The 11,222-nt window shown below is 66.5% G+C and carries 10 protein-coding genes; 9 read left to right on the top strand and 1 reads right to left on the bottom strand.

The window, feature by feature from the left end; all coding sequences use genetic code 11:
• From Q0996_RS07370 to Q0996_RS07330, 9 genes are all read left to right on the top strand, one after another.
• Positions 1 to 1,331 (top strand): AMP-binding protein (locus Q0996_RS07370; RefSeq protein ID WP_299617204.1); only part of this gene is annotated, 1,331 nt, incomplete at its 5' end.
• Positions 1,331 to 2,164: an ABC transporter ATP-binding protein gene (locus Q0996_RS07365; protein WP_299617202.1), complete on the top strand. Its 834-nt coding sequence runs from the start codon at positions 1,331 to 1,333 to the stop codon at positions 2,162 to 2,164. The genes Q0996_RS07370 and Q0996_RS07365, both read left to right, overlap by 1 nt.
• Before the next feature lie 12 nt (positions 2,165 to 2,176).
• Entirely contained in the window at positions 2,177 to 3,193 is a 1,017-nt protein-coding gene (locus tag Q0996_RS07360) for a branched-chain amino acid ABC transporter permease (RefSeq protein WP_299617200.1), read from the top strand.
• Positions 3,194 to 3,208: 15 nt separating this feature from the next.
• Positions 3,209 to 4,288, top strand: coding sequence for a branched-chain amino acid ABC transporter permease (locus tag Q0996_RS07355; protein WP_299617198.1), 1,080 nt, complete (start codon positions 3,209 to 3,211; stop codon positions 4,286 to 4,288).
• A gap of 138 nt (positions 4,289 to 4,426) precedes the next feature.
• A complete protein-coding gene (locus Q0996_RS07350; protein ID WP_299617196.1) occupies positions 4,427 to 5,737 on the top strand; it encodes an ABC transporter substrate-binding protein in 1,311 nt (436 codons plus the stop codon).
• Positions 5,738 to 5,878: 141 nt separating this feature from the next.
• The gene (locus tag Q0996_RS07345) at positions 5,879 to 6,721 is read left to right on the top strand and encodes an ABC transporter ATP-binding protein (RefSeq protein ID WP_299617193.1); all 843 of its coding nucleotides are present in this window, start codon (positions 5,879 to 5,881) and stop codon (positions 6,719 to 6,721) included.
• A gap of 49 nt (positions 6,722 to 6,770) precedes the next feature.
• A complete protein-coding gene (locus tag Q0996_RS07340; RefSeq protein ID WP_299617191.1) occupies positions 6,771 to 8,009 on the top strand; it encodes a phenylacetate--CoA ligase family protein in 1,239 nt (412 codons plus the stop codon).
• Positions 8,010 to 8,704: 695 nt separating this feature from the next.
• Entirely contained in the window at positions 8,705 to 9,328 is a 624-nt protein-coding gene (locus Q0996_RS07335) for a hypothetical protein (RefSeq protein WP_299617189.1), read from the top strand.
• Entirely contained in the window at positions 9,325 to 10,773 is a 1,449-nt protein-coding gene (locus tag Q0996_RS07330; protein WP_299617187.1) for a serine protease, read from the top strand. The genes Q0996_RS07335 and Q0996_RS07330 overlap by 4 nt, the downstream gene beginning before the upstream one ends.
• 12 nt (positions 10,774 to 10,785) lie before the next feature.
• Here the strand turns inward: Q0996_RS07330 and Q0996_RS07325 are convergent.
• A partial coding sequence (locus tag Q0996_RS07325) for a sensor histidine kinase KdpD (RefSeq protein WP_299617185.1) occupies positions 10,786 to 11,222 on the bottom strand: 437 nt, incomplete at its 5' end.

Below are 11,222 nucleotides of genomic sequence, written 5' to 3'. Positions count from 1 at the left end.
CGGGCACGACCGCCAACCCCAAGCTCGCGATGCTGCCGCACGGGCGCTTCATCCGCCATTGCGCGCGCTACCTCGAGCGCGACCCGCGCGGGCCCGACGACGACTATGTCTGCATGCTGCCGCTGCCTTGGATCATGGAGCAGATCTATGTGGCGGCGATGCCGCTCATCTGCCGCATCCGCGTGAACTTCCCCGAGAGCGGCGAGACGGCCATGCACGACATGCGCGAGATCGGGCCGACGCACCTGCTCCTGGCGCCGCGGGTCTGGGAGCAGACGGCCGCCGACGTGCGCGCGCGCATCATGGACGCGTCCAAGGCCAACCAGTGGCTCTACCGGACGGCCATGGCCCGCGGCATCGAGGCCGTCGAGGCGGGCAGGCGCGACTGGTTCGCCGACACCTTCCTGTTCCGGGCGCTCAAGGACCGGCTGGGCTTCCGCTACGTCAAGTCGGCGGCCACCGGCGGTGCCGCACTCGGCCCGGACACCTTCAAGTTCTTCCTGGCGATGGGGGTGCCGCTGCGCCAGCTCTACGGCCAGACGGAGCTCCTCGGCGCCTACACGCTGCAACAGGGCGACGCCATCGACTTCGACAGCTCCGGCGTGCCGTTCGAAGGTGTCGAGCTCCGCATCGACAACGCCGATGCGAACGGCGTCGGCGAGATCGTGACGCGCCACCCGAACATGTTCGAGGGCTACTACCGCGCACCCGAGGCGACGGCGGACACGCTCCAGGACGGCTGGATGCACACGGGCGATGCAGGCTACCTCGACGACAAGGGCCGCCTCGTGATCATCGACCGGCTCAAGGACATCGCCACGACGTCGACCGGCGACCGCTTCTCGCCCCAGTACATCGAGAACAAGCTCAAGTTCTCGCCCTACATCGGCGAGTGCGTGGTGCTCGGCAACGGCCGGCCGTTCGTCACGGCGATCCTCTGCATCCGCTTCTCGATGGTGGCCAAGTGGGCGGAGCAGAGGCGCATGGGCTTCACCACCTATGCCAACCTCGCGGCCAACGAGCAGACCTACGAGCTGCTGGCCGGCGAGGTGGCCACGGTCAACGCGAGCCTGCCCGAGGCGCAGGGCATCAAGCGCTTTCTCCTCCTCTTCAAGGAGCTGGACGCCGACGACGGCGAGCTCACCCGCACCCGCAAGGTCCGGCGCAACGTCATCGACGACCGCTACGGCGATCTCATCGGCGCGCTCTACGACGGCAGCCCGCGCGCGCTGATCGAGACCGAGGTCACCTTCGAGGACGGGCGCAAGGGCACCATCAAGGCCGACATGGCCATCCGCGACAGCGCGCGAACCGAGCTGGAGGCCGCCTGATGGACGCCGAGACCAGGACCGAGGCTGCGGTCGACGCGCGGCGGCCGGGACCCGCCCGGGCGATCGGCGAGGTGCTCTTGGAGGTCAAGGACGTCACGCTGCGCTTCGGCGGCGTCCGCGCGCTCTCGGGCGTGAGCTTCGACATCCGCCGCGGCGAGATCCGCGCCATCATCGGCCCCAACGGCGCCGGCAAGTCGTCGATGCTGAACGTCATCAACGGCTTCTACCAGCCGCAGGAGGGCCAGATCACCTTCAAGGGCGAAGTTCTGCAGAAGATGCGCCCGCACTTCGCCGCCAAGAACGGCATCGCCCGCACCTTTCAGAACATCGCCCTGTTCAAGGGCATGAGCACGCTCGACAACGTGATGACCGGGCGGATGCTGAAGATGCACAGCACCTGGTTCGAGCAGATGCTCTACATGGGGCGCGCGAAGCGGGAGGAGATCGAGCACCGCCGGTTCTGCGAGGAGATCATCGACTTCCTGGAGATCCAGGCGCACCGGCACACGCCCGTGGGCAAGCTCCCCTACGGCCTGCAGAAGCGGGTCGAGCTCGCCCGCGCGCTCGCGGCGGAGCCCGAGATCCTTCTCCTCGACGAGCCCATGGCCGGCATGAACGTCGAGGAGAAGGAGGACATGTGCCGCTTCATCCTCGACGTGAACGACGAGTTCGGCACCACCATCGCCCTCATCGAACACGATATGGGCGTGGTCATGGACATCTCCGACCGCGTCGTGGTGCTCGACTACGGGCGCAAGCTGGCCGACGGCACGCCGGATGCAGTGCGCGCCAACCAGGACGTCATCGATGCCTATCTCGGCGTCAGCCACTAGGAGCCGATCACGATGAACCCCCTCGCAGTGCGTGCCGGTGTGTGGCTGTTGAGCGTGCCGATCCTGATCGCGGCCCTCGGCTTCGGCTTCAAGGGTCTGGCCGCCGTCGACAGCTCCCTGTTCTTTACCTGGGGCTATTTCCTGGAGGTGCTGATCGCCGGGCTGCTGCAGGGGGTGATGTACTCCCTGGTGGCGCTGGGCTTCGTGCTGATCTTCAAGGCTTCGGGAATCTTCAACTTCGCCCAGGGCTCCATGGTGCTCTTCGCGGCGCTGACCATGGTGGGCTTCATCGAGTTGGGCCTGCACTGGACCCTCTCCTTCGTGGTCACCGTCGGGGTCATGGTGCTGCTCGCCCTGGCCATCGAGCGGGTGGTCCTGCGGCCCCTGGTGAACCAGCCCCACATCATCCTCTTTATGGCCACCATCGGGATCTTCTACTTCCTCGACGGTTTCGGTCAGACGATCTGGGGCTCCGACATCAAGGTGCTGGACATCGGCATCTCCAAGGACCCGATGTTCGTCGCCCAGGGCGTCTTCGAGGGCGGCCTGCTGATCAACTCCTTCGATCTGGTGGCGGCCCTGGTAGGCGCGGTGCTGGTGGCGGGGCTCGCCATCTTCTTCCAGTACACCCGGGTCGGGCGGGCGCTCAGGGCGGTGGCCGACGACCATCAGGCGGCGCTTTCCGTCGGCATCCCCCTGAAGACCATCTGGGCCATCGTCTGGTCGGTGGCCGGGATCGTCGCCCTGGTGGCCGGCATCATGTGGGGCTCTAAGGCCGGAGTGCAGTTCTCCCTGGCGCTGATCGCCCTGAAGGCCCTGCCGGTGCTGATCCTCGGCGGCTTCACCTCGATCCCCGGGGCCATCGTCGGCGGGCTCATCATCGGCGCCGGCGAGCAGTTGGCCGAGGTCTTCCTGGGCCCGCTCTTCGGCGGTGCCATCCAGGATTGGTTCGCTTACATGCTGGCCCTGGTGTTCCTGCTGTTCCGGCCCCAGGGGCTGTTCGGCGAAGTCATCATCGAACGCATATAGGACGCCCCCGCCGCCATGCTCTACCGCGAAGCCGGACAGTTCAAAACCAGCTATGCCGCCGACCAGGCGATCTTTCCGATCCGCCAGGACCAGATCGCCATCGGCCTGATGGCCGCCGTCGCCGTTCTGGGCGTACCGGCGCTGGCCAACGAGTATTTCCTGGAGACCATCTTCGTGCCCTTCCTGGTCTTCGCCATGGCGGCGCTGGGCCTCAACATCCTCACCGGCTACTGCGGGCAACTGTCGCTGGGCACCGGCGGCTTCATGGCCTGCGGCGCTTTCTTCTCCTACAAGCTGGCGACCGCCTTTCCGGAGCTGCACATCGTCATCGTCTTCCTGCTGGCGGGGCTGGGGACCGCGGGGGTCGGCGTGCTCTTCGGCCTGCCGTCCTTGCGCATCAAGGGCTTCTATCTGGCGGTGGCCACCCTGGCGGCGCAGTTCTTCCTCGTGTGGATGTTCAATAAGTTCGGCTGGTGGACCAACTACAGTTCCTCCGGCGTCATCTCGGCGCCGCCGCGCGAGGTCCTGCCCGGCCTCTTCATCACCGGCACCGAGGCCGGGCCGGTCACCAAGTACCTCTTCCTGCTGGTCTTCGTGGCGCTTTTGGCGCTGGTCGCCAAGAACCTGGTGCGCAGCCGCATCGGCCGCACCTGGATGGCGATCCGCGACATGGATATCGCCGCGGAGATAATCGGCATCCGCCCGCTCTGGGCCAAGCTTTCGGCCTTCGCCGTCAGCTCCTTCTACATCGGCATCGCCGGCGCGCTCTGGGCCTTCGTCTACACCGGTTCGGTGGAGGCGCTCGCCTTCGAGATCAACCGCTCCTTCCAGGTGCTATTCATGATCATCATCGGCGGGCTCGGCTCGATCCTCGGCTCGTTTTTGGGAGCCGCCTTCATCGTGCTGCTGCCGATCCTTCTGAACAACGGGATGCTGGCCATCGACCCGACCATCTCGACGGCCCTGGTCTCCCACATCGAATTCATGATTTTCGGCGCCCTGATCGTCTTCTTCCTGATTGTCGAGCCGCACGGCCTGGCACGGCTGTGGCAGATCGCCAAGGAGAAGCTGCGCCTCTGGCCGTTCCCCTATTAGGGAGCAAATGGGTTGATCGCGCCGCGATCTTGGCGGTGTCGCAGCGCGAGGCAAGAAGAAGAGAACTCCGCCAAGGACGAGCGGAACATCGTCCATCCGAGTAACCAAGATCAAGCAAACCAAGGGAGGTTTAGACGGATGTATTTGAAGGCTTTTGGATTGGCCGCACTGGGCGCGGCCGCCATGGCGACCGCCGCGGCCCTGCCCGCGAGCGCTGCCGACAAGCAATTCGTTCCCGGGCTGATGTACCGCTCGGGCCCCTATGCGCCAAACGGCATTCCCTTCGCCAACGGCTTCAGCGACTACTTCAAGATGCTCAACGCCAAGGGCGGCATCAATGGGGTGCAGATCGAATACGAGGAATGCGACACCGCCTATAACAACGACCGCGGCGTGGAGTGCTACGAGCGCCTGAAGCGCCCGGGCGCCGCGGCCATTACACCCCTGTCGACCGGCATCACCTACGCCCTCATCGAGCGGGCGACGGCGGACAAGATCCCCGTGCTCTCCATGGGCTACGGCCGCACCGCCGGTTCCGACGGCACGGTCTTCCCCTATGTCTTCACCCTGCCGGCGACCTACTGGTCGGGGGCCGACGTGATCGTGAACTACATCGCCCAGAACGAGGGCGGCTACGACAAGCTGAAGGGCAAGAAGATCGCCCTGGTCTATCACGACTCGGCTTATGGCAAAGAGCCCATCGCAACCCTTGAGGCGCTGGCCGCCAAGCACGGCTTCAGCTTCCATCCCTTCCCGGTGGCCCATCCGGGCCTCGAACAGAAGGCCACCTGGCTGCAGATCGGCCGTCAGGTGCGGCCGGACTGGACCGCCATGTGGGGCTGGGGCGTGATGAACTCCACCGCCATCAAGGAAGCGGCGGCCGTCGGCTATCCGATGGACCGCTTCATCGGCATCTGGTGGTCCGGCTCCGAGCAGGACGTGACCCCGGCAGGCAGGCAGGCTGTCGGCTACAAGTCGCTGAACTTCCACGGCACCGGTGCCGACTTCCCGGCGATCCAGGATATCCTGAAGCTGGTCCATGACGCCGGCAACGGCACCGGCCCGCGCGAGCAAGTGGGCACCGTGCTCTATAACCGGGGCGTCATGAACGCCGCCGTGATCTCCGAGGCGATCCGCACTGCCCAGGGCATGCACGGCGAGAAGGCGCTCACCGGCGAGCAGATCCGCGACGGCTTCGAGGCTTTGAACATCGATAATGCCCGCCTCGAGGCCATCGGCCTGGCCGGCTTCATGGAGGCCATCCAGGTGAGCTGCGCCGACCATGAGGGCACCGGCCGTGCCTTTGTCCAGCAGTGGGACGGCGCCTCCTGGAAGCCGGTCTCCGACTGGGTCGAGCCGAATCGCGCCGGCCTGCTGCGGCCGATGATCGAAGAGGCGGCGGCGGCCTATGCGGCAGAGAAGGGGATCACCCCGCGCGACTGCAGCTAGGCCCGTCGCGGACGCTTGAGGATCTGAAGGGTGCCTGGGGGCGGCCGCCGGTGGCTGTCCCCCAGCGCCTTTTCCAGACACCGCAGGACGACGGCGGCCCGGACCGCCGGGGATGACACGGATGCGGAGCATGAGGAGAGCATGAGCGAGGCCTTGGATGTAAGGGACGATGCGTCACCCGAAGCGGCGGCGGTCCTCTCGGTGAACAACATCGAGGTGATCTACGACCACGTCATCCTGGTGCTGAAGGGCGTCTCGCTGGAGGTGCCGCGCGGCGGCATCGTGGCGCTGCTGGGGGCCAACGGTGCCGGCAAGACCACCACCCTGAAGGCGATCTCCAACCTGCTGCGTGCCGAACGGGGGGAGGTGACCAAGGGCTCCATCGAGTTCGAGGGCGCCCGGGTCGATGCGCTGACCCCCAACGATCTCGTCAAGGCGGGGGTGGTGCAGGTGATGGAGGGGCGCCATTGCTTCGAGCATCTGACCATCGAGGAGAACCTGCTCACCGGTGCCTACACCCGCACCGACGGGCGCGCCGCCGTGGCCGAGGATCTGGAGCTGGTCTACGACTATTTCCCGCGCCTGAAGGAGCGGCGCGGCTCCATGGCCGGCTACACCTCCGGCGGCGAGCAGCAGATGTGCGCCATCGGCCGCGCGCTGATGTGCCGGCCCACGATGATCCTGCTGGACGAGCCCTCCATGGGCCTCGCCCCGCAGTTGGTGGAGACCATCTTCGAGACGGTGAAACGCCTCAACGAGCGCGAGGGCGTGTCCTTTTTGCTGGCCGAGCAGAACACCAATGTGGCGCTGAAATACGCGCGCTACGGCTACATCCTGGAGAGCGGTCGCGTGGTGTTGGACGGCGATGCCGAAAAGCTGCGCGAGAACGAGGATGTGAAGGAGTTCTACCTCGGCCTTTCCGCCTCCGGCCGCAAGTCCTACCGCGACGTGAAGCACTACAAGCGCCGCAAACGCTGGCTTTAGGATTTTGACGCTTCGCTGAATTCGGCGCCGCTTGTTCCGTAAGGAATAGATGATGGAACACTTCGACGACCTTGAAACGCGCAGCGCAGAGGCCCGCGAAGCGGCGCTCATGGCGGCGCTGCCGGCGGCCGTCGCCCGCGCCAAGGAGAAGACCGCCGGCTTTGCCGAGATCCTGGCCGCGGTCGACCCGGCGGCGGTCACCGGCCGCGCGGCGCTGGCCGGCCTGCCGGTCACCCGTAAGAGCGATCTGATGGAGCGCCAGACCGCGTCGCCGCCCTTCGGCGGGCTGGCCGCCCTGGCGCCGGGGGAGACGGCGCGGCTCTTCGCCTCGCCGGGCCCGATCTATGAGTTCGAGGCGCCGCGGCCCGGCTTTTGGCGCCTGGAGCGTGCGCTCTTCGCCACCGGATTTCGCCCCGGCGACATCGTCCACAACTGCTTTTCCTACCACCTGACGCCCGGTGGCTGGATGCTGGACGGCGCCGCCCGCGCCCTGGGCTGTGCGGTGATCGCCGGCGGTATCGGCAACAGCGAACAGCAGGTGGAGGCCATCGCCCACTTCCGCCCCACCGGCTACACCGGCACGCCGGACTTCCTGAAGGTGCTGCTGGACAAGGGCGCCGAGCTGGGCCGGGACTGCAGCTCCATCACCCGGGCGCTGGTCTCCGGCGGCGCGCTCTTCCCGGAGCTGCGCCAGGCCTATGCCGAGCGCGGTGTGGCCGTGCTGCAGTGCTATGCCACGGCGGACCTGGGGCTCATCGCCTACGAGTCCGAAGCTCGCGAGGGCATGATCCTGGACGAAGAGATCGTCGTCGAGATCCTGCGTCCCGGTACCGGCGATCCGCTGCCCGAAGGCGAGGTGGGGGAGGTGGTGGTGACCAGCCTCAACCCCGACTACCCGCTGATCCGTTTCGCCACTGGCGACCTTTCGGCAATTCTGCCCGGGGCCAGCCCCTGCGGCCGCACGGCTCCGCGCATCAAGGGCTGGATGGGCCGCGCCGATCAGGCCACCAAGGTCAAAGGCATGTTCGTGCAGCCGGCCCAGGTGGCCGCGGTGCTGAAGCGCCACGGCGAGATCGGCCGTGCCCGCCTGGTCGTCACCCGTGATGGCGATGCCGACGCCATGACCCTCCACTGCGAGGTGGCGAACGGCGGGGATGCCGCGCTGATCGCCGCCATCGCCGAGAGCCTGCAGGCCTGCTGCAAGCTGAAGGGCGGGGTCGAGACGGTGGCCCCCGGCAGCCTGCCCAACGACGGCAAGGTCATCGACGACCAGCGCAGCTACGGCTAAAGGGCGCTAGCATCCAAACGGCGACCCTGCCAAACGAAGGTCAGGGATTCCACGGGCAAACTGCGAGACTGCGGTTAGGCGGTCCCCCTCACCCTCCCGCTCACGCGGGCCCCTCCCTCTCCCGCGAGGGGAGAGGGACTCAGGAGCGCGCCTTTTGGTTCTCCCTCTCCCCTGGTGGGAGAGGGCCGGGGTGAGGGGGGGCAGCCGCACCATCCCGGTTGAATCCGCGCTCATTCTCTTCCGGGCAGAAATCACAATCTCGCCGCATTTGGGGCCAGATCCAACCGCAATCGATTCCTAGTTATCCAGTTACGGAGACTTCCCCTCTCTGTCGAGGAGGCCAGCGATCCTCGAACTATTGCCCCTTAACCGCTGGCGACTAAAGGGGGCGGCCAGGTGCCCCGACCACGCGTGGCCGCCCCACACTTTTCCGAAGGTTCCTCTTACGGGCGGTTGCGCTCCCCAAGTCTAAGGGACCCCCCAATCCAAAGGCCCCGGGCCAAGCGGGACCGCCCGCTTTTCTTTGGCCTTCGATCTTGCGTCGGCGTGGCCGATCTGGGCCCTCCCTAGCCGATTTCTCTAATCGTTTCTTCCAAAGCTCCATTGACCTCCCCTTGGCAGGGCGGCGACAATCCGGAGTCTCTGCCTGTGACAGGCATTCCAGAGTGGTCCCCGCGCGGGGCCTGGGGGACGGAATGGCAATGTTCGCGGCGGCGGTTTCGCTGGGGCTCCTCACGGGGCTGCTCATCGGGCTGTCGACATCCGGGGTGACCGCGTCGGTGGTCTCCGCTGTCCTGGCGATGGCGGCGGGCGTCGTTGCGCTCACTGGTGTGAAGAACCCTTTCCTGCCCAAGGGCGAGAGCGCCGCCGAGCGCAGCCCCGGGCACAACTGGGCGGTCGCGGTCTTCGCGCTGACCACCGTCGTCGCCCTGGTCCTCGGCCTGACCTTGCGCACCCACAACGCCTTCTCGCCGACGCCGCAGGACCTCGCGGCGCAATGGCAGGCGGCGGGGCTCAACAAAGAGCAGGCGCGGCGGCTGGCGGTGCTGCAGCTCACCGGCGCGAGCCTCGAGGCCGGGGGCGGCGTCAAGGCGGGCTCCGGCGATGCCCCCATGACCACCGCCAGCGTGCTCTTCAACTTCGCTTCGCCCGAGACCTGCGGGCGCACCGATCCGGCGCGGGCCCCCGATGCCGCAGAAGCACGCAATGCCTGGTCCCTGGCGCCGGACCCCTGGCCGGGACTCGCCCGGGCGCTGCCGGAAGCGCCGCAGGCGATCCTGCAGGCCGTCTGGTCCGGACTCTGCGAGGAACAGCGATGACACGAACCATCCCGAAGAGCCTCTTGGCCTGTGCAGTGCTGGGAATCGGACTGTCATCGGCCTGGGCCAAGCCGCCGGCCGACATCGTCCGCGCCGCCGCCAACTCCGTCGTCCGGGTGACGGCGGAGGGCTGTCCGGGTCCAACGGGGACGCGAAGCGGCTCCGGATTCGTCTGGCCGGACCCGGCCCAGGTGGTGACCGCCCTCCATGTGGTCGCCGATTGCCAGACCCTGACGGTGGAATACGTCGACCGGGGTGTGCAGCGGCGCGCCCAGGCCAGCAGGTCCCTGCGCCGCGCCGACCTCGCCCTGCTTCAGGTCGACAACCCGCCGGCCGTCCCGGCACTCTCCCAAACCGCGATCGCCGGCGAACAGGAGGAACTGGCGGCCATCAGCCTGCCCCTCAACGTGAACAACTGGCAGGAGACTTACGGCACCAAGGCGCTCAACGTCCGGACTCTGAGGGACATCCTGAACGACGCCGCGCGCCGCCAAATCGAAAACCTGGGGGCGCCGGCCATCGAACTGGAGATCTTCCGTCTCACCGCCGTGGTGAAACCCGGCTCCTCCGGTGGCCCGGTGATCAATGCGCAGGGTCATGTGGTCGGCGTTGTCGACGGCGGGCTGGATGGCGGTAATGCGTCGCTCAACTGGGCGGTCCCGGCCCACCTGCTGCAGGAGTTGCTGAACAGCGGCGAAGGCGGCGCCCAGGTAGGTTTGGGCCCGGCGGCAGAGTCGGTCTTTGCGTTCTCCGTGCCGCAGACGGTCGAAGATGCCGTGGAGGTCAACAAGGGCCTTGTCTGTGGCGGGCGAAGCTACTTTCATCTCGCAACACGGAACCTGAATGAGATCGTCGACTCCCTTTCGCAGCCCGGGACGTTGGATGATCCCGGCGGCTTTCTTTATGTCGTTAGCGGTCTGGCGCAGCATGTGCCGCTCGACGACCTTGCCGCCATTCGCTTCGATCTTTGGGTTGACAGTGAGACCGGTGCAACTCTTGCTGTGCCCGACACCATGCCGATTAGTGACGAAGAAGGATTCTGCATCGCAGAGTCCGACGAAGGGGATGTCGGGTTGATCTTTCGCGGAGAAGTCTTCGATCCGGTGTTCGCGAACCTGCAATCGATCTCCGTCCAGTTTGACAATGCGATAAGCCAGGCCCTGGGACTTACCTTCTGCCAACCTGATCCGGCTTTAACAGAGTTCGTACCACATTCCCGATTTGATGGTTTGATTGCGCGGCGCAGTGGCGCCTATTGCGCCAGTGGTTACTTCGGCGGGCAGATCTACGGGATCATTGGGTACCTGGGGCGGCAAAACTCTTTTGCCGGGATTGTTGCGGTCAATGGCGAACCCAATGCAACAGGCCTTTTGGGCAATCCAGCCCTGACTCGCGAATGGGCTGCTGCAGCCCTGGCAGTAATGATCTCCACCTATCAGATATAGGGGTTGTGGCGGTCAGCCGGCCGCCCGGTTGCCCGTCGCCCTGTTCTCGGCCGCCGACCGTGCGACGATGCGGTGGGCCGGCAGGCGCAGGGTGACGGTGGTGCCTTCGCCCAGCTCGCTTTGCAGGTCCAGGGTGCCGCCGTGCAGCTCGCTGAGCGCCTTGGCCAGTGGCAGGCCGAGGCCGGTGCCCTGCTGCGGCGTATGCTCATGCTCGTTCTCGACCTGACCGAAGACCGACATCGCCAGGGGAATGTTCTCCCGCGCGATGCCGACGCCATTGTCGATTGCCTGGAACACGAAACCGCTGGTCTCCGTCGCCCAGCAGCGCAGCCGCACCTCGCCGCCGGCGGGGGTGAACTTGATGGCGTTGGACATCAGGTTGACCAGGATCTGCGTCAGCCGGCGCTTGTCGACGCGGATCAGCGGCAGGTCCTCGGGGCAGTCGAAGC

Source organism: Pelagibius sp., from assembly GCF_028289705.1.
Taxonomy (GTDB): Bacteria; Pseudomonadota; Alphaproteobacteria; order Kiloniellales; family Kiloniellaceae; genus Pelagibius.
This window is presented reverse-complemented; position numbering and strand designations above follow the sequence as displayed.

Excerpts from the sequence above, each read along its gene's own strand:
- Q0996_RS07340 (WP_299617191.1), top strand. The coding sequence starts at position 6,771 with ATGATGGAACACTTCGACGACCTTGAAACGCGCAGCGCAGAGGCCCGC.
- Q0996_RS07360 (WP_299617200.1), top strand. The coding sequence starts at position 2,177 with ATGAACCCCCTCGCAGTGCGTGCCGGTGTGTGGCTGTTGAGCGTGCCG.
- Q0996_RS07365 (WP_299617202.1), top strand. The coding sequence starts at position 1,331 with ATGGACGCCGAGACCAGGACCGAGGCTGCGGTCGACGCGCGGCGGCCG.
- Q0996_RS07350 (WP_299617196.1), top strand. The coding sequence starts at position 4,427 with ATGTATTTGAAGGCTTTTGGATTGGCCGCACTGGGCGCGGCCGCCATG.
- Q0996_RS07335 (WP_299617189.1), top strand. The coding sequence starts at position 8,705 with ATGGCAATGTTCGCGGCGGCGGTTTCGCTGGGGCTCCTCACGGGGCTG.
- Q0996_RS07345 (WP_299617193.1), top strand. The coding sequence starts at position 5,879 with ATGAGCGAGGCCTTGGATGTAAGGGACGATGCGTCACCCGAAGCGGCG.
- Q0996_RS07355 (WP_299617198.1), top strand. The coding sequence starts at position 3,209 with ATGCTCTACCGCGAAGCCGGACAGTTCAAAACCAGCTATGCCGCCGAC.
- Q0996_RS07330 (WP_299617187.1), top strand. The coding sequence starts at position 9,325 with ATGACACGAACCATCCCGAAGAGCCTCTTGGCCTGTGCAGTGCTGGGA.